This window comes from Streptomyces sp. NPDC060194 (assembly GCF_042728285.1).
Classification (GTDB): Bacteria; Actinomycetota; Actinomycetes; order Streptomycetales; family Streptomycetaceae; genus Streptomyces.
Genome location: NZ_JBHWZH010000023.1, coordinates 40552 through 57937, shown reverse-complemented (window position 1 = coordinate 57937; position 17386 = coordinate 40552). Strand labels below are relative to the sequence as shown.

Sequence of the window (17386 nt, the reverse complement as noted above, 5' to 3'; positions counted from 1 at the left end):
CCCCCTCCCACGGGCGCGGCGGCGGTGTCGTGTGCGCGGGTGCGTGCCCGGCGGGTGCGCCCTGCGCGGGTGCGCCCCGGCCGGTGGGCCGGGGCGGGCCACGGTCAGGGCCGTGCGGACGCCGGCGCGGGACGGGTGACGTCCAGCTGCGGCAGCACCTTCGACCCGAACGCGTCGATCCACGCGCTCTGCTGCTGCCCGACGTGGTGCAGCATCACCGAGTCGAAGCCCATCTCGGCGTACTCCTGGAGCCACGCGGTGTGCTGGCCGAGGTCGGAGGAGACGTTGACGGACCGCCTCACGTGCTCGGGCGAGACGTGCTCGCTGACGTTGTCGAACGTCTCCGCCATGTCGAGGTCCCAACTCGCGGGCGGGCCATGGACGTTGGTGCGCCACTGGTCGTGGGCGAGGGCGAGCGCCTCGTCCTCGTCGGGGGCCCAGCTCAGGTGCACCTGGAGGTGCAGGGGGCCCTCGCCGCCCGCCGAGCGGTAGGCGTCGGTGATCTTCCGCAGCTGCTCGACCGGCGCGTTGACGGTGATCAGCCCGTCGGCCCACTCCGCGCACCACGCGGCCGTCTTCTCGCTGCACGCCGCGCCGATGAGCGGTGGCGGGGTGTCGGGACGGGTCCACAGCCGGGCCCGGTCGACGGTCACGAGGCCGTCGTGGCTGACCTCCTCGCCGCGCAGCAGGGCGCGGATGATGTCCACGCACTCGCGCAGCCGTGCGTTGCGGACGTCCTTGCGGGGCCAACCCCCGCCGGTGATGTGCTCGTTGGAGGCCTCACCGCTGCCGAGCGCGGCCCAGAAGCGGCCGGGGAACATCGCCCCCAGGCTGCCGATCGCCTGCGCGATGATCGCCGGGTGGTAGCGCTGGCCGGGCGCGTTCACCACCCCGAACGGCACCTGCTCCGTGGCCTGCAGCGCCGCGCCCAGCCACGACCAGGCGAACCCCGACTCCCCCTGCCGCACACTCCACGGCGAGAAGTGGTCCGAGCACATCGCCGCGGTGAACCCGGCCTGCTCCGCGCGCACGACCGCGGCCAACAGCTCCGCGGGCGGCACCTGTTCATGAGACGCGTGAATTCCGTAGACGGTCATACCGCCCCGTCTGCCCCCGCCGCGCCGGATCATCGGCCCCGAGTCCCCGCGGCCCGGGACGGACTGCGGGTGAGGGCCGGCGGGGTGGGGGGGCGCGCGTGAGGGGTGGGGGGCGCGGAGGTCGGGGCTGCGCGGGGGAATCGATCGCGTCCGACGGTCGGCCGTGCGCGGGACCGTCGTGCGCTGGAGGGCAGGCCGTGCGGGAGGGGCGGTGGGGTGCGGGGTCGGGCGTGAAGGGGGGCCCGATCGGGTCAGTCGGCGGTCGGTGTGTCGTATGTGCCGTGTGTGTCGCGTACGCCGTGCGGTGTGGCCAGGTGGGCCTCCATGTGCCGGGCGCGTCGGTCGGCGCCGGTGTGAGGTGGGCGCGGAGCGCGGGCAGGGCCGGGTGGGGGTTGTCGCGGTGCCAGAGCAGGGAGTGCGGGTAGACCGGCGTCGGGTCCGTGACCGGGATCCGGCGCAGCCCGTGCCCGGCCGGCCAGACGAGCCGGGAGTCCGCGCCCATGAACGTGGCGAGGGCGGGGGTGTCGGCGATCGTGTCGAGCAGCGCGTCGGAGCCGAAGTTCGGGCCGGTGGCCTCGACGGTGAGGCCGAACGCCGCCACCAGCTCGTCGTAGTACGCCGCCCACTCCGTCCCCGGCACGATGCCCGGCATCCAGATCCTGTGCCCGACGAGCTGCGCGACGGTCACCGACCGGGCCCCGGCCAGCGCGTGGCCGGGGCCGGTGAGCAGCTCCAGGCGCTCGTCGAGCACCCGCACGGACGCGACGTCATCCGGCAGCGGATGCCCCGGCGCGGCGACGGCGCGGAACGTCGCGTCGATCGCCCCGGACCGGAGCGCCGCGACGGCCTTGTCGACGTCGAACAGCATCACCACGTCCAGCTCGGTGTCCGGGTGCGCGCGGTGGAACCCGCGCATCAGCGCCGACTGCGCGCTGCGCGAGGCCAGCACGTCCACCCGCAGCGGCCGCCGCCCGGCCCGTACGGACTCCGCCGCGCGGTCGGCCACCCGCGCCAGCTCCCGCGCGTGCGGCAGGAACGCCTGCCCGTCGATCGTCGGCTCCGCGCCGCGCGCGGTGCGTGTGAACAGCCGCACGCCGAGCTCCCGCTCCAGCGCGGCGATCCGCTTGGAGACGGCCTGCTGGGTGACGCCGAGCTCGGCGGCGGCCTGCTGGAACCGGCCCGCGTCGACGACGGCGACGAAGGTGCGGACGGCGTTGAGATCCATGCCGACACCGTACGCGTACAACCTCCGGTTGTGCGGATACGTCCCTTCGGTTGTTTGAACTGCGGCCACCTGCGGTGCTCTGCTGTCCGCTGCACCGGACGGTTGTGGAGCGGAGGGCGACGGCATGAGGCGAAGGCACGATCTCGGACGCCCGTTCGGACGGCTCCGGACGGCCTACGGCACCAGCGCACTCGGCACCTGGCTCGCCTTCGGCGCGTTCCCGCTCATCGCCGTGGAGGTCCTCGACGCCGGCCCCGCGGAGGTCGCCGCGCTCGCCGCGGCGGGGGTCGCGGCCGGTGCGCTCGTCGCCGTGCCGCTCGGGCCGTGGGTCGAGTCCCGTCCGAAGCGGCAGGTCCTCGTCGCGGCCGACCTGCTGCGGTGCGCGGCCCTGGTCACGGTCCCCGCCGCGTACGCCCTCGGCGCGCTCACCTTCGTCCAGCTCCTGCTGGTCTCCGTCGCCACCTCCGCCGCGGACGTCACCTTCCGCACGGCCTCCGGTGCGTACCTGAAGTCCCTCCTCCCGCCCGAGGACCTCCTCGTCGCCAACGCCCGCCTGGAGGCGACGAGTTGGACCACCAGCGTCGTAGGCCCGCCCCTCGGCGGGGCGCTGGCCGGCCTCCTCGGCCCGGTCGCGACGGTCCTCGCGGACGCGCTCAGCTACCTGCTGTCCGCGCTCGCCCTCGGGGCGGGCGGCGGGTGGCGGCGGGGCCGGAGGTCAGAGGCGGCGACCGGCCCGGACGAGGGCCGGGATCCGGCTCCGCGGCCAGGCGCGGCGGGCCCGGCGGGTCCGCGGCCGCGCAGGGGCCGGCCGCCCCCGGGGCGCCGTGGACGCGGGACGTGCTCGACGGGTGGCGGCACATCCTCGCCGACCCGGCCCTGCGCCCGCTGCTCCTCAACACCGCGCTCTTCAACGGCCTCCTCATGGCCGCCCAGCCGCTGCTCGCCGTCCTCATGCTCGGCCGGCTCGGCTTCGCCCCCTGGCAATACGGCCTCGCCTTCGCCGTCCCCGCGATCGGCGGGCTGCTCGGCTCGCGCCTGGCCCGGCCGCTCGTGCGCCGCCACGGCGAGGGCCGGGTCCTGTGCGCGGCCGGGGCGCTGCGCACCCTCTGGCCGGTCGGGCTCGCCTTCACCGGGCCGGGGACGGGCGGCCTGCTCCTCGTCATGGCCGTCGAGTTCCTGCTCATCCTGTCGTGCGGCGTCTTCAACCCGGTGTACGCCACACACCGGCTCACCCGCACCCCGCCGGACCGGACCGCCCGCACGCTGACCGCGTGGGGCGTGACCGTCAAGGCCTCGACGGCCCTCCTGACCGCCGTCTGGGGCCTCCTCGCCGGCCTGGTCGGGCTCCGCGCGGCGATCGGCGCGGCGGGGGTGGGGCTGCTGGCGACGGCGGTGCTGCTGCCGTGGCGCGAGGCGGGGCTGCGGGGGCTGCCCGCCCGGGCCCGGTCGGCGCGGTCGGACCGGTCGCCCGGGTCGAACCGGTCGGCACATGCGGCGAGTTCGGCGCGCTCGGCACGTTCGGCGCAGGAGGCTGCGCCCGCCCGTCCTACCTCCCGGCGGTCCGACCGCTCTGCTGGGCGATGACCCGCAGCGCGTCGGACGAGGCCGCGTCGCCCGCGGTGTAGATCTCGACCCGGTGGTCGGGGCTGTCGGGCTGGAGCCACACCTGGTAGTCCACGTCCAGGTCCCCGACGGTGGGATGGCTGAGGCGCATGGTCCCCACCGTGCAGTCCGAGACCTCGCCGGCGGCCCACATCGTCGCGAAGTCCGCGCTCCACACGGCGAGTTCGCCGATCAGCCGGACCAGTCGGGCGTCGGCCGGGTAGCGGCCCGCGGTCAGCCGCAGGTAGGCGACGTGGACGCGGGCCAGCTCGTGCCAGTTGCGGTACATGCCGCGCAGGTGGGCGTCGAGAAAGAACATCCGGGGGATCGACGGGCGCCGCGACGGGTCGTGCGGCGCGTCGTACGGGACGTGCTCGGCGTGGAGCGCGTGCCCGGTGCGGTTCCAGGCGAGCACGTCGCCGCGCCGGCCGAGGACGACCGCGGGGACGCTCTCGCCGAGCGAGTCCAGCAGGGTGAGGACGCGGGGGTGCGGCTCCTCGGGCGGCGGTTCGACGGGGCCGGGCCGCGCGGACGGCCGGGCGAGGTTGTGCAGGTGGAGGGTCTCCACCCGGTCGAGCCCGAGGACGCGGGCCAGCGCGTCGAGCACCTGCCCGGACGCCGTGTCGGCCTGGCCCTGCTCCAGGCGCGTGTAGTACCCCGCGCTGACTCCGGCGAGTTGGGCCAGCTCCTCGCGCCGGAGGCCGGGGACCCGGCGGGAGGCGCCGTAGGTGCGCAGGCCGATCGCGGCCGGGGTGACCCGGTCACGGCGGCTCTTCAGGAACGTTCCCAGGCTGTCCATGGACGCGAGCCTAGGGCGCGGGACGCGCGCGCGGGTGCACCTGCCGGGTGTACCCACGGCACGGGGATGGCTGCCGCCGGCGCGGTGCCGGACGGTCGGCGCCATGACCCGACATGCGCACACCCCCTCCGGCCCGCGGGCCCGGCTCGGCCTCGTGGTGGTCCTGGGCCCGGTCCTGCTGGTCTCGATGGACGGATCGATCCTCTTCCTCGCGATGCCGAGCATCACCGCGGCCCTCTCGCCCACCGCCGGCCAGGCGCTGTGGGTGCTGGACGTCTACGGTCTCGCCGTGGGGTCCCTGCTGGTCGCCTTCGGCGGCATCGGCGACCGCTACGGCCGGCTGAGGCTCCTGATGGCCGGCGCCGCCGTCTTCGGCATCGGATCCGCCGGAGCCGCCTTCGCGCCGAGCCCGGAGCTGCTCATCGCGTTCCGCGCGCTGATGGGTGCGGCCGGCGCGACGCTGCTGCCCTCGGCGCTCGCCGTCCTCGGCGAACTGTTCCCCGACCCCGGGCGGCGCGCCCGCGCGATCGGGATCTTCGCCGCCGCGTTCGCGGCCGGGTTCGCCGTCGGCCCGGTCGTCGGCGGCGTACTGCTGGGACGCTTCTGGTGGGGCTCGGTCTTCCTCGTCAACCTGCCCGTCGTCGCGCTGTTCCTGCTGCTCGCGCCGCTCCTGCTGCGTGAGGCGCGGACGACCCGGACCGCTCCCGTCGACATCGTCGGCGTCGTGACCTCCGCCGGGGGGCTGCTCCTCGCGCTGTACGGCGTCAAGCACCTGGCCGCGGACGGTCCGTCCGCCCCGCCGGTCGCGACCGGTCTCCTCGGCCTCACCGTCCTCGCGGCCTTCGTACGGCGCCAGCGGCGTCTGGAGCATCCGCTGGTCGACCTCTCCCTGTTCCGCGACCGCACCTTCTCGCTCGCGGTCGTCACCGGGCTGCTGCCGCTGGCGGCGTGGTCGGCGGCCGCGTACGTCTCCGCCGGGTACCTGCAGTCCGTCCTCGGCCTGGGCGTCCTGCACGCGGCGCTGCTCGCGCTCCCCGGGGCGGCGGTCCTCACCGCGACCTGCGTCGCCACCCCCGCCGTCGTCGACCGCGTCGGCAAGCGGACCGCGCTCGTCGCCTGCCACCTCACCGTCGCCGGCGGCCTCCTCCTGCTCCTGCCCGTCACCGCCGCCGGCGGCGTCGGCTGGTACGTCGCCTCCACCGTCGTCACCGGGGTCGGCTTCGGTATCTCCTTCAGCGTCGTCGCCGACACCGCGGTCGGCGCGGTCCCCGCGGAGCGGGCGGGTGCGGCCGGGGCGATCGCGGAGACCGGCAACGAGATCGGCAACGCGCTCGGCATCGCGCTCCTCGGCTCGCTCGCCGCGCTCGTCTTCCGCCTGCAGGGGCCCGGCCTCGCCCCCACCCTCGACGAGACCCTCCACCTCCCCGGCCTCACCCCCGCCGCGCTCGCCGACGCGAGGACCGCCTTCGTCACCGGCCTCCACGCCGTCGCCCTGACCGCAGGACTCCTCCACGCCGCCCTCGCCGCGACAACCCTCCGCCTCCTCCCCTCACCCCGCCCCACACCCCTGACCGTCGCGCCCGGCCCCCGTCCGTAGACCCCGCCCCCACCGGCAACTCCGCCCGCGGTGTCGCCGGTTCGGGTCCTATGAAGGCGCGGGGCCCCGGGCTGCCGCAGCGCTCCGCCGAGGCACGCGCGGCAGGCGTGCGATCGCGAGCGGATCCCCGGGTCGCGGGCTGTGCGGCGCGCCTGGTACACGTACGGGATGGCATCCCCGGAGCGTGAACGCCGTGTCCCGCCGTGCGAGGCCGTCCTGTGCGACCTCGACAACGTCGTCCGGTTCTACGACCTGACCGAGGTCGCCCGGCTGGAGGCCGTCGCCGGGTTGCCCGTGGGGACCACCGCCGAGATCGCGTACGCGCCGGAGCGGGACCTGCCGCTGCTGCTCGGGAGGAGCACGCGGGAGGAGTGGCGGCGGTCCGTCGCGGCCGGGCTGAGGGCGTTCGTTCCGGCAGCGCGGGCGGAGGTGCTGGCACGGGAGTTCGCGTATGCGCCGTCGTTCGTCGATCCCGCCGTGGTCGCGCTGCTGCGGCGGGTCCGCGTCCCGCTGGTGCTCGTCACGAACGCCGCTCCCTGGCTCGACGAGGACCTCGTGCGGCTCGGGATCGCCGATCTCGCCGCACACGTGGTCAACAGCAGTGCCGTCGGGATCGCCAAACCGGATCCCGGGATCTACGAGTTGGCGTCGGAGTGTGTTGAAGTGCCGCCTGCGCGTTGCCTGTTTGTGGACGACCGCGCCGAGAACCTGCTTTCGGCAGCCGCCTTGGGGATGCGAACGGTGCACTACCGCGAGGTGGCCGACCTGCGGACCGCGCTCACCCCGGTCCTCTTCTCGGCGGCGTAGGGTGCGCTCCATGATCGTGGGGGACGTTCGAAGAGGGGGCACGGGGCGGCGGGCCGTCACCGTGCTGGTCGCCGTTGCCGTGCTGAGCGGCTGCTCGGGGGGCGGGACGAAGGTGTGCACGCTCGTGGACATGGACTCGGGCGTCTCCGTGCGCTGGCGCCCCGCGGACTTCGGCGCGGCGGACGCGGCGACGCTGCGGCTGTGTGTCGGCGAGGTCTGCGAGGAGCGCCGGTCCGGCGGGGACGACCCGAGTTTCGTCCCCGGCCTCTCGATCCCGCTCCCCGAGGCCGACGGCCCGGGGCCCGTACGCGTCCGCCTCTCCGTCACGTCCGCGGCCGACGGCAGCCGGCTCGTCACGGACGCGGTCGATGCGACGTTGGAGGAGCAGCACCCCAACGGTGAGGGCTGCGAGCCGACGGCGTGGACCGCCGCCTTCCGCGCCACGCCCACCGGCCTGACCGCGCCGGAGGGCCTGCCGCTGCGGTAGGCCCCGCCGCCTCAGCGCAGGAAGCCGCGCTCGTCGACGGTGCGGGTGGGCGGGGTGGTGAGGAAGACGTCGGCGGAGGTGGGACCGTAGGCGATGTTCAGGGTGTCGAGGCGGTACGTCCACGTGTCGCTCCAACCGCCGCCGAAGCGGTAGTTGATCTGCCACCGCAGCCACTGTCCGGGGGCAAGGCGGACCGACGGGGGACGGCGGTCTCGTCGGGGCGCGGTCATGCGGGCCAGCTCCGGGGGCCGCACACGGAGGAGTCCGTCCGCCTCACGGAGCTGTAGGCCCGCGTCCGACAGCTCGCCCTCGGTCATCTGCGGGACGAACCCGTCCGCCTCGGCGAGGACGACCTCGTGCAGACCCGAACCCAGGCCGAGCGGCACGGCGAAAGCGATCGGCGCCGCGTTGCGCACGGCGGCGCCGGGGCCGCCCCGGGATGCCTTGGTCCAGGACGTGCGCACGCGTTGGACGACGACGTTCATGCGGCCGATGATGCGGCACGGGCAGCCGGTGCGGCGACCGAGTTTCCGCCGCGGCGGCTGCCGGCAGCCCACCCCGGCCGGGGTCAGGAGGGGGCGCGCGGGCCGCGTCGGGGAGGGGTTGGGAGTCGACGACGTTCGTCGTCGTGCTGCCGGACTCGGTGAGGGCGTCGACGGCGTGCTCCAGGTGCGGCCTGGACGTCGCGTCCACCTTCAGCGTGTAGCAGTCGTCGCCGGTGATCCGCGGGCACTCCAGGGTCTCGGCGCGCTCGTCGAGGAGCCGGTGCAGCGGACCGTGCCGGCTGCCGGGATACTTGAGGGGCTAGGACCGCGTAGCCGGTGCGGGCGAGGTCGACCTCGGCGCCGACCTGCTGATGGTCTCGGACCACGTCGCGGTGACGCCGGACGTCGCCGCGCAGTACCCGGCGCCGTTCTACGAGCCGTTCACCGCGCTCGCCTACCTCGCCGGTGTTCTGGACGGGCGGGAACAGCGACGCGGGCATCCGGTGGGCGCACCGGCTGGGGCAGGCGTGGCACCCGCTGCGGAACACGGTGCCGTGGCTGCGGGGCGCGGTGGGCCGGATGGCGGCCGTCGCGGCCGCGGAGGGGGGCGGCCGGCGTTCGCGCCCCGCATCGCGCTGCGGATCACCGGCGAGGGTACGGTCGAGCAGGTCGTGGACGATCTGCGGCAGATCGCGCGGCTGGGGGCGGACACGGTCGTTCTCGACCCCTTCGGCGGGGATCCGTCGGAGACACTCGATCCGGGGCCGGCGTGGCAGGCCCTCGCCACGGTCGCCGCGCGCCGGTACCTGTTCACCGGACCTCTGCGAACGGAGCAGTCGTGACTTTCGACGACACCGAGATGCGGCATCTGCGCCGCGCCGTCGAGCTGGCCGCGGAGGCGGTCGAAGCGGGGGACGAGCCGTTCGGCTCCGTCCTCGTCGGCGGGGACGGGCGCGTCCTCGCCGAGGACCGCAACCGGGAGCGGACGACGGGGGACCCGACCCGGCACCCGGAGATCGAGCTCGCCCGGTGGGCGGCGGAGCACCTGCCGGTGGGGGAGCGGGGGGTCGCGACGGTGTACACCTCCGGTGAGCACTGCGCGATGTGTGCGGCGGCGCATGCGTGGGTGGGGTTGGGGAGGATCGTCTACGTCAGCTCGACGGAGCAACTGGGGGCGTGGCTGGCGGAGTTGGGTGTCGGGCCTGCGCCCGTCCGGCCGCTGTCCATCGGGGACGTCGCTCCTGGTGTGCCGACGGCCGGGCCCGTTTCGGGGTTGGCGGAGGAGGTGCGGGAGTTGCACCGACGCTTTCGGGGGTGAGCGGCGGGTGTCATGTGCGGCGGCGCGCGCCCGAATTCGCGGCTCCGCCGCGGATGCACGACCTGCGGCCGCGCGGCCTCAAGCGCCGGCCGGGCTGTGGTTGTGTCGGCCGGGCTGGGTCTGCCACCTTGCGCCGGTGGCGCGCGCATTCGCGGCTGCGCCGCGCATACCGGCCTGCGGCCGGCGGCCTCAAGCGCCGGCCGGGCTGAGTTCTATGCCGGCCTGGAAGTCGGCGCCACCTCGGTCCGGTTCACGGCCTTCGCGCCACGAACACGAACTCGCGACCCGGTCGGTCGGGCGCGTCGCGGACGGGGGTGAGGGTGAAGCCGTGGGTGGTGAGGTCGTGTGAGAGTTCGTCGCGGTCGCGGAAGCGGAGGGTGGAGGTCGAGGTCAGGGTCTCGCCGTCGGGGAGGACGGCGGTGCCGCGGAAGGTGACCAAGGGGAGGTGGACGGAGATGAGTTCGACCCAGTGGGCCACCCGGCCGCCCGCGGCGGGGACGTCGGTTTCGGCGTAGGAGGCGGAGCGGGTCCACTCCTGCCACGCGCGCCGTGCCGGGTCGCGGGTTTCGAGGACGAGGTGGCCGCCGGGGCGGAGCGCGGCGAAGGCGGCGCGGAGGGTGGCGTGCCAGGTGGGCGGGTCGACGATGGCTTGGGCGGCGTTGCCCGTGAGGGTGGCGAGGTCGACCTGGAGCGGAGGGAGGGCGGTGGCGTCGCCGACGACCCAACGGACGGCTTCCGAGCTGGACTTGGCGCGCGCCACCGCGATGGACGCGGTCGCGGGGTCGACGCCGACGACGTCGAGGCCGCGCGCGGCGAGGAGCAGGGCGAGGACGCCGGTGCCGCAGCCGATGTCGAGGACGGAGCGCGCGCCGAACTCCTCGGCCATGGCGAGGTAGGCGTCGAGGTCGCGGCGGTCGGGGTCGAGCGGGTCGTACAGGGCGGCCCATCGGGGATCGCGGAAGTTCTCGTCGGCCATGGGGTGACGGTAGGCGCGGCGGAGGGTGGGGCTCCACCGGTTTCCGGGCCGTGCGCGGGGGCTCGTACGAGCCCCCGCACGTGACGGGGCGCTCAGTGGCCGCCGGGCTTGCGGCACACTGAGCTCCTCCGCCGCCCCGGGTGAGGCCGCGCACCGGCCGCATCCGTGGGTGGCGGAGAAGAGACCGCGCCGAGCGTGCTGCCGGTGCGGGCCTCCTGGGAGCGGGCCGGGAGTGGGAACACGGCCTGAACCCGACCGTCCTCGCCCCGCCACCGCACCCGAGAGAAGAGGCAGACCCGTGCCGCGTCCTTCCGGCTTCAGCTACACGACCCGCCCCGACGGCACCGTCCACATCACGCACCGCGGCCGCAACGCGACGACGCTGCGCGGCGAGCGGGCGGTGAAGTTCACCGAGGAGGTGGAGTCGGGCGACGCCCAGGAGGTGATGGCCCGCTGGACCGGCTCGTACAAGTTCGGCAACGAGCGCACCGCCCGCAACCACCCGAGGAACCAGGGCCGCCGCTCCTGACCCGGCGGCCTCCGGGATCATGGGGCATGCTCCCGGACCAGTGGCACCTCACCGACGACGTCGACGCCCTCCTCGCCCGCGCCGGCGGCTTCCTGCGCTCACGCGCCGCCCTGCACAACACGCCCTTGACCGACATCGAGCCCCTGCGGCTCCGGGACGGCGCCCACCGCGCCGCCGAACCCGCCCTGTTCGGCCACCTGGAGGCCGGGGGCGAGGTCCGCGCCGTCGTCTACCTCACCCCGCGCGGCCGCCTCGGCCTCACGCCCCTGGCGGCCGCGCGCACCGACGCCCTGGCCGACCTGCTCGCGGGGCTCGGCCACGCCCCCGACACCGTCATCGCCGACCGCGACACCGCCGACGCCTTCGCCGAGGCCTGGCGGCGTCGTACGGGCGCGTCCGCCGCACGCTTCTGGCGCACCCAGCTCTACCGCCTCGGCACCCTCGTCCCGCCGCAGCCGGCGGCGGAAGGACAGGGGCGTTCCGCGGAGGCGGGCGACCGCGACCACGTCATCGGCTGGTGCCGGGAGTTCTGCGTCGACGTCGACGAACAGCGCTCCATCGACCTCATCGACGCCGGCCGGTGGGACGCATCCCGCTTCGGGGACCGGCACTTCACCCTCTGGGAGACCCGGGCCGGCGTCCCCGTCTCCATGGCCGCCGCGACCTCCGTGACCGGGGGCATGGTCCGCGTCGACCCCGTCTACACCCCCGCGGAACACCGAGGGCGCGGCTACGCGGGCGCCGTGACGGCGGCGGCGTCCCGGGCCGCGCTCGCCGCGGGGGCGACGGACGTGGTCCTGTTCACCGACCCCGACAACCCCACCAGCAACGCGCTCTACCAGCGCCTGGGCTTCGTGCACCTCGCCGACTTCGCCGGCCACCGGTTCGCGTACGACGGAACCGACGGCCCCCGCCCCCGATAGCCTGCCGCCGTGACCACCACCGACGCCGTACCCGACACCGAACTCGCCGTCATCGCCGCCCGCGCCGGCGCACAGGCCGTACGCGAACGCTTCGGCCGACGCCTGGGGCGCGTGGACAAGGGCGGCGGTGACTTCGCCACCGAAGCCGACGTCGCCGCCGAGGAGGCGATCATCGGTGTGCTGCGCGACGCGCGGCCCGACGACGCCGTGCACGGCGAGGAGGGCGGGCTGCGCGGCGGGGTGGACGCGGCGCGCCGGTGGTTCGTGGACCCGCTGTGCGGGACGCTGAACTACGCGACCGGCGGCATGCTCGTCGCCGTGAACGTCGCCCTGCGCGGCGGCCCGGCCGCGGTGGCCGACCCGTTCGGCGGCGAGGTGTTCCACACGGACGGCACCACCGCGTGGCTCAGGCGCGACGGCGAGGACACCCCGCTCGCCCCGACCGCCGCCACCGGCCTCGTCGACGTCAACCTCGACCCGCCGTTCCCCGGCGCGCCCGCCTTCCGGGCCGTCGACCTGCTCGCGCACCCCGACTTCGCCGCGCGGTTCCGGCCGCGCGTCGTCTCCACGACGCTCGCCCTCGCCTGGGTCGCCGCCGGCCGGCGCGCCGCGTACGTCACGGACGGCGGCGACCTGACCGGCAGTGTCCACTTCGCCGCCGGCATCGCGCTCTGCCGCGCCGCGGGCTGCGTCGTGACCGGGGTCGACGGCGGGCCGCTCGGGCCGGCCGGGCGGGGGCTCCTCGCCGCCGCCGACGCGGAGACGCACGCGGCGCTGACGGCGATGATCGCCCGCTGAGGCCGGCCGGTCGCGGGGGTTGCCCGGACACGTCCGGTTTGCGTGCCGCCCGGCGGGCGACAGACGGGCGACGTTGTGCAGTTGCTCTCTGGTGGGCGGCGGTTCCACCGTGTAGCGTCACCCGCAGATGTCGTGGTTCGCAGTACCTGCCCGCGCTCCGGTGCGGGCTTTTCGCTGTGCGGGTGTGTGACCAGGGCGATCACCTCCGGGGTCCGCGCGGTGCGGCCCCCGATATCGACTCGAAGGAACAAAGGTCATGGCCAGCGGAACAGTGAAGTGGTTCAACGCCGAGAAGGGCTTCGGCTTCATCCAGCAGGACGGTGGGGGCCCGGACGTCTTCGCCCACTACTCCAACATCAACGCGACCGGCTTCCGTGAGCTCCAGGAGGGCCAGGCCGTCACGTTCGACATCACGCAGGGCCAGAAGGGCCCGCAGGCGGAGAACATCACCGCCGTCTGATCCCGTACGGGTTCACACGTCCGGCCCCCGGCACACCGCCGGGGGCCGGCGCGCGTCCGGGCGCGGCGCGCCGGTTTCGGCGCCCGGTCCGGGGGCAACCGGCGGTCATGGAGACGCATGAGAGCCCCGAGGAAGTGGTCGAGACCCTGGGCGACGAGCACCACGTCGTCCTGTCCGCCGACGCCAACGGCGACGGGAAAACCGACGTCTGGATGACCGACACCACCGGTGACGGCAAGGCCGACCTGTACCAGTTCGACACCACCGGTGACGGCACGGTCGACGTCACCATGGCCGACACGGCCCCCGAACCCGGCGCCGACCGCATCGTCGTCGAGGGCGACGGCGGCCACCCGGTCCCGACGACCTGATCCGCCCCCCGCACCACCGCCCCGCACACGGGGTGTGAACGGAGTGCGCGCACCTGAAGCGTTCACACACTCGGAGCGTGCGCGTGCCAGGTGCATAGTCGTTCCCGAGGACGGGCCCGCGGGCGCGGAGCCGCCGCCCGGAGCCGCCGCCCCCACCGGCCCCGAGCGCCCCCTCCGCCGCCCCGGGCCCGTCCCACCCCCCCCATGGGAGGGCCACCCCCGACCACCGTCCGGGCGTGGCCCTCCCGCCGTGCACGGGGCCCGACAGCGCACCCCCTTCCGCCGCGGGGCCCCGCCGGCCGGTCCGTCGGAGGCTCCCGCTCAGCCGAGCCGCCCCACGGGCCATTCCCCGACGATCCGTCCGTCCTCGCCCGGCCACACGGCCTGCACGCAGGCCAGGTCCTCAGCCGGCCGTACGAAGTAGCCGAACTCGGATCCCTCCGGCAACTCGGCTGCGGTAGGCACCGGTTCGCCCTCACCGCACTCCATGGTCCGCAGCGCCGTGCCCTCGGGGCGGGGGAAGACGACGATCCGAGGGTCCTCGCCGTCCGCGTCCAACGCGTCCAGTGTGCGTGCTACTTCGTCCCGTGGGGCCCACCCGATCCGCACTCCGGAGAACACGGCGACCATGGAGTGCCGGCGGACCGACGCGGCGACCGGAGCGAAGTCGCCGCCCGCCGCGAGGAACCACCGCTCGCCGTACTCACCCCCTCGCGCCGCCCAGCGCTCCAGGACGAGCGCCGGGGCCTCGTCGGCGCGGATCGCGGCGTCCGACCAGAACCGGTCGTCCGCGGGACGTGACACGTGCGGCTCGTCCTCGGGTTCCTCGTCGGTGAACGGTCTCGGGTACAGCCCCATCTCCTCGACGGTGCCGAGCACGCGTTCCGCGCGCTGCGAGGTGGAGACGTGCAGGTAGTAGTCGAAACCGGCGAAGACCTCCAATTCCCTGCTTCTGAGCACCCCGTGGAAGGACGCACCCCGCAGCGTGGCCCGAAGGAAGCGCAGGGCCGACCGCCTGTCGACGACCCGGCCCTCGTACACCTCCCCCAGCCACGCCGGCGTCGGCTCGCCCGGGTAGAGGCTCACCAGGGCGAAGCGGTCCGCGCCCACCGCCTCCGCCAGGACGTCGACCGCGTCGATGTACAGGTCCTCGACCCGCTGGTACTCCTCCTCGGTGAGTACGGTCCCGTCGAAGGACTGCCCGATGTCGGAGTGATCCGTCCAGTCGTCCACCTCACCGCTGCGGCGGGCGTCGTCGTACTTGGAGAGGTCGAACCGTACCTCCCGCCGCACGGAGCGCCGGAGAGCCGCGACCCCGGTCCCGGCGAGGTCCCCGACCTCCGTGCCGTCATGCTCAGGCATCCTGCGCTTCCCCCCGTCCCCGTCACCCTGCAGTATGCGGGCGCCGACGCCGTGTCACCGATCCCTTTTCCGCCGCGCGCGGAACTCGCGGTCGACGGCCCAGGCGTCGGCGGGTGGGCCGAGGTGGGAGAGCTTGTCGGGGTTGAGGACGGAGCGGATGGTGTGGACGCGGCCGTCGAGGATGTCGAGGGCGAGGATCTGGAGGAGCCTGCCGTCGCGGTCGCGGAGGACGGCCCCGGGCTGGCCGTTGACCTCCGACGCCTCGAACGAGACGCCGAGGGAACGGAGTTGTGGGTAGAACGCGGAGAGCAGCCGGGCCACCTTGTCGTTGCCGGCGACGGTGCGGGGGAGGGCTGGGGCTTTCCCCCCGCTGTCGCCGACGAGTTGGACGTCGGCGGAGAGCAACGCGCGCAGCCCGTCGACGTCGCCCTGGAGGAGCGCGTCGAAGAACCGGCCCGCCAGCTCCCGCCGTTCCTCCCGGTCCGCCTCGAACCGGGGCCGGCCGTCGTGCATGTGGCGACGGGCCCGGACGAGGAGTTGGCGGCAAGCCGCCTCCGATCGTCCGACCGTCGCGGCGATCTCGTCGAAGCCGAACCCGAACACGTCCCGCAGGACGAACACCGAGCGCTCCAGCGGGCTGAGCCGCTCCAGGAGGAGCAGCGCGGCCATCGATACGGAGTCGGCGAGCTCCGCGGCGCGGGCCGGGTCCCCGTACGGGTCGTCGAGCAGCGGCTCCGGGAGCCACGGCCCGACGTAGCTCTCCCGGCGCACCCGCGCCGAGCGCAGGACGTCGATCGCGAGCCGGGTGACCGTCGCGGACAGGAACGACTTCACCGAGTCGGGGCGGGTGGCCGAGGCGTCGTACCGCAGCCACGTCTCCTGCACCGCGTCCTCCGCCTCGCCCACGCTGCCGAGGATCCGGTACGCGATCGAGAACAGCAGCGGCCGCAGCTCCTCGAACTCCTCGACCTTTCCCATCCCGACTCCCTGGGTGCGCACCGACTCAGTGGAACTGCCCGGCCACGTAGTCCCCGGCCGGCTGCCGGGTGACGATGTTGAGCCGGTTCACCATGTTCATGAACGAGACGAACAGGACGAGTGCGGTGAGCTCCTCCTGGTCGTAGTGCTGGACGGCGCGCGCCCACACCGCGTCGCTCACCCCGGTCGACGCGTCGGCCACCCGCGTCGCCTCCTCGGCCAGGGCGAGCGCGGCCCGTTCGGCCTCGCTGAAGACCGTCGCCTCGCGCCACCCGGCGACGAGGTGCAGCCGCACCGCGCTCTCGCCGGCCGCCGCGGCCTCCTTGGTGTGCAAGTCGATGCAGACGGCGCATCCGTTGATCTGGCTCACCCGCAACGCGACGAGCTCCTGCGTCACCGGCGACAGCGTCGACGCCTTGAGCTCCCTCCCCGCGGCCATGACGTGCTTGAACGCCGTGCCGGCGGTGGCGCCGGCGAAGAAGTCGAGTCGAGCGTCCATGGTGTCCTCCTCGGGTCCGTGTGTGTGCCCTCATCCACGGGACGGGACAGGTCCGCGATCTGTGACACCGGCCGGTGTGACCCCCGTCTCACCCGGCGAGGAACGGCGTCACCGCCGCGCGGAAGGCGTCCGCGTCGTCCAGCCAGGGGTAGTGGCCCGCCCCCGGCTGTACGACCGTGGTCGCCGCCGGCCCGAAAGCCTGGGCCAGTTCGGCCACCGACGCCGGCGGGCTGTTCATGTCGAACTCGCCCGTCAGGAGCAGGACGGGCGCCGAGAACCCGGCGAGTCCGGCGCGGGTCCGCTCCGGGGTGAACGCCCCCTCCGCCCCGAACCCGGGCCCCAGAAGAACGGCGCGACCGCGTCCCGGTCCGCGCCCGTCCCCTCCTGGATCGCCGTGAGCGCGGCGTGCGCCGCGGGGAACCACGGCTCGTGCGCCCGCCGCCGGGCGATCTCCTGCCGCACCTCGGGCCCGACCGTGACCCCGAGCGCCCGGCCGCCCGGTCCGACCAGCAGCATCCGGCCCACCCGGTCGGGGTACCGCGCCGCGTACTGCGCCGCGATGTTCGCCCCGCCGGAGTGGGCGAGCACATCCGCCCAGCCGAGCCCGAGGTGCGCCCGCAACGCCTCGACGTCGTCGACGAGTCGGTCGCACCGGTACGACGCCGGGTCGTCGGGAACGGCCGAGCGCCCGGTCCCGCGCAGTTCGAGGAGCACCAGGCGACGGTGGGCGGAGAGCCCGCCGAGATCGCCCAGGTAGGCGGAGTCGGCGGGCCCGCCGGGCACGCAGAGCAGGGGCGCGCCGTCGCCGAGGGCGCGGTAGGAGAGGGCGGTGCCGTCCGGGGCGGAGAAGGTGGGCATGGCGCGGATCGTGCCCCGTACAACCTGGCTGTATAACCAGGTTGTAGCAGATCGGCATCATGCGGTAGAACCACGTCATGGCGAGTGACGACGACAGCGGCCGGGTTGCCGACGCGCCGGCCGGGGAGGGCGGCGGGCTCCGCGCGTCGGGGGAGGCGGGGGCGGCCGACCGTGCTGAGGCGGCCCCGGCGCCGGATGGCTTCTCCGACCTCCGC

17 protein-coding genes and 5 pseudogenes are annotated in these 17386 nt (G+C 74.9%); 12 read left to right on the top strand and 10 right to left on the bottom strand.

Features of this window, described 5'->3' with window-relative positions; translation table 11 throughout:
• Positions 1-104: 104 nt before the first annotated feature.
• Complete coding sequence (locus ACFWEG_RS07955; protein ID WP_387210409.1) at positions 105-1061, bottom strand: TIGR03885 family FMN-dependent LLM class oxidoreductase; 957 nt, start codon at positions 1059-1061, stop codon at positions 105-107.
• A gap of 346 nt (positions 1062-1407) precedes the next feature.
• Positions 1408-2322, bottom strand: a pseudogene (locus ACFWEG_RS07950) (LysR family transcriptional regulator); the annotation flags it as partial.
• Positions 2323-2446: 124 nt separating this feature from the next.
• Between ACFWEG_RS07950 and ACFWEG_RS07945 the strand changes: the two are divergent.
• Positions 2447-2989: pseudogene (locus ACFWEG_RS07945) on the top strand (MFS transporter); the annotation flags it as partial.
• 170 nt (positions 2990-3159) lie between these two features.
• Complete coding sequence (locus tag ACFWEG_RS07940; protein WP_387210417.1) at positions 3160-3906, top strand: MFS transporter; 747 nt, start codon at positions 3160-3162, stop codon at positions 3904-3906.
• On the opposite strand, the gene ACFWEG_RS07935 is transcribed toward ACFWEG_RS07940, so the two are convergent.
• Positions 3869-4723, bottom strand: coding sequence for a helix-turn-helix transcriptional regulator (locus tag ACFWEG_RS07935; protein WP_387210407.1), 855 nt, complete (start codon positions 4721-4723; stop codon positions 3869-3871). The genes ACFWEG_RS07940 and ACFWEG_RS07935 overlap by 38 nt on opposite strands.
• Before the next feature lie 103 nt (positions 4724-4826).
• On the opposite strand from ACFWEG_RS07935, the gene ACFWEG_RS07930 reads away from it, so the two are divergent.
• The 3 genes from ACFWEG_RS07930 (at position 4827) to ACFWEG_RS07920 (ending at position 7614) form a co-directional block, all read left to right on the top strand.
• Entirely contained in the window at positions 4827-6320 is a 1494-nt protein-coding gene (locus tag ACFWEG_RS07930) for an MFS transporter (protein WP_387210405.1), read from the top strand.
• A gap of 168 nt (positions 6321-6488) precedes the next feature.
• Positions 6489-7127: an HAD-IA family hydrolase gene (locus ACFWEG_RS07925; protein ID WP_387210403.1), complete on the top strand. Its 639-nt coding sequence runs from the start codon at positions 6489-6491 to the stop codon at positions 7125-7127.
• A 10-nt stretch (positions 7128-7137) separates the two neighbouring features.
• The gene (locus ACFWEG_RS07920; RefSeq protein WP_387210401.1) at positions 7138-7614 is read left to right on the top strand and encodes a hypothetical protein; all 477 of its coding nucleotides are present in this window, start codon (positions 7138-7140) and stop codon (positions 7612-7614) included.
• A gap of 11 nt (positions 7615-7625) precedes the next feature.
• On the opposite strand, the gene ACFWEG_RS07915 is transcribed toward ACFWEG_RS07920, so the two are convergent.
• Positions 7626-8099, bottom strand: a complete 474-nt coding sequence (locus ACFWEG_RS07915) for a hypothetical protein (RefSeq protein ID WP_387210399.1) — start codon at positions 8097-8099, stop codon at positions 7626-7628.
• A 187-nt stretch (positions 8100-8286) separates the two neighbouring features.
• Positions 8287-8337, bottom strand: a pseudogene (locus ACFWEG_RS07910) (hypothetical protein); the annotation flags it as partial.
• A 133-nt stretch (positions 8338-8470) separates the two neighbouring features.
• On the opposite strand from ACFWEG_RS07910, the pseudogene ACFWEG_RS07905 reads away from it, so the two are divergent.
• Both ACFWEG_RS07905 and ACFWEG_RS07900 read left to right on the top strand, forming a co-directional pair.
• A pseudogene (locus tag ACFWEG_RS07905) lies at positions 8471-8941 on the top strand (hypothetical protein).
• Entirely contained in the window at positions 8938-9417 is a 480-nt protein-coding gene (locus ACFWEG_RS07900; protein ID WP_387210397.1) for a nucleoside deaminase, read from the top strand. Before ACFWEG_RS07905 ends, ACFWEG_RS07900 begins: the two are co-directional and overlap by 4 nt.
• Positions 9418-9667: 250 nt before the next feature.
• On the opposite strand, the gene ACFWEG_RS07895 is transcribed toward ACFWEG_RS07900, so the two are convergent.
• The gene (locus ACFWEG_RS07895; RefSeq protein ID WP_387210395.1) at positions 9668-10393 is read right to left on the bottom strand and encodes a class I SAM-dependent methyltransferase; all 726 of its coding nucleotides are present in this window, start codon (positions 10391-10393) and stop codon (positions 9668-9670) included.
• A 298-nt stretch (positions 10394-10691) separates the two neighbouring features.
• Between ACFWEG_RS07895 and ACFWEG_RS07890 the strand changes: the two genes are divergently transcribed.
• From ACFWEG_RS07890 to ACFWEG_RS07870, 5 genes are all read left to right on the top strand, one after another.
• Positions 10692-10922 carry a hypothetical protein gene (locus ACFWEG_RS07890; RefSeq protein ID WP_387210393.1) on the top strand — a complete coding sequence of 77 codons (231 nt, stop codon included), beginning with the start codon at positions 10692-10694 and terminating at the stop codon, positions 10920-10922.
• A gap of 26 nt (positions 10923-10948) precedes the next feature.
• Positions 10949-11845, top strand: coding sequence for a GNAT family N-acetyltransferase (locus tag ACFWEG_RS07885; RefSeq protein WP_387210391.1), 897 nt, complete (start codon positions 10949-10951; stop codon positions 11843-11845).
• Positions 11846-11854: 9 nt separating this feature from the next.
• Positions 11855-12643, top strand: a complete 789-nt coding sequence (locus ACFWEG_RS07880; RefSeq protein WP_387210389.1) for an inositol monophosphatase family protein — start codon at positions 11855-11857, stop codon at positions 12641-12643.
• 256 nt (positions 12644-12899) lie between these two features.
• On the top strand, positions 12900-13103 hold the full coding sequence (locus tag ACFWEG_RS07875) for a cold-shock protein (RefSeq protein ID WP_018523299.1): 204 nt from the start codon (positions 12900-12902) through the stop codon (positions 13101-13103).
• A gap of 107 nt (positions 13104-13210) precedes the next feature.
• Entirely contained in the window at positions 13211-13474 is a 264-nt protein-coding gene (locus ACFWEG_RS07870) for a hypothetical protein (protein WP_387210387.1), read from the top strand.
• A 321-nt stretch (positions 13475-13795) separates the two neighbouring features.
• Here ACFWEG_RS07870 and ACFWEG_RS07865 read toward each other — a convergent pair whose 3' ends face one another.
• The 4 genes and pseudogenes from ACFWEG_RS07865 to ACFWEG_RS07850 form a co-directional block, all read right to left on the bottom strand.
• A complete protein-coding gene (locus ACFWEG_RS07865; protein WP_387210385.1) occupies positions 13796-14836 on the bottom strand; it encodes a hypothetical protein in 1041 nt (346 codons plus the stop codon).
• A gap of 54 nt (positions 14837-14890) precedes the next feature.
• Positions 14891-15814: an RNA polymerase sigma-70 factor gene (locus ACFWEG_RS07860; protein ID WP_387210383.1), complete on the bottom strand. Its 924-nt coding sequence runs from the start codon at positions 15812-15814 to the stop codon at positions 14891-14893.
• A gap of 25 nt (positions 15815-15839) precedes the next feature.
• Positions 15840-16313 (bottom strand): carboxymuconolactone decarboxylase family protein, encoded by a 474-nt coding sequence (locus ACFWEG_RS07855; RefSeq protein WP_387210381.1) that lies wholly within the window; start codon positions 16311-16313, stop codon positions 15840-15842.
• Between the two features lie 88 nt (positions 16314-16401).
• Positions 16402-17171: pseudogene (locus ACFWEG_RS07850) on the bottom strand (alpha/beta fold hydrolase).
• Positions 17172-17386 lie beyond the last annotated feature (215 nt).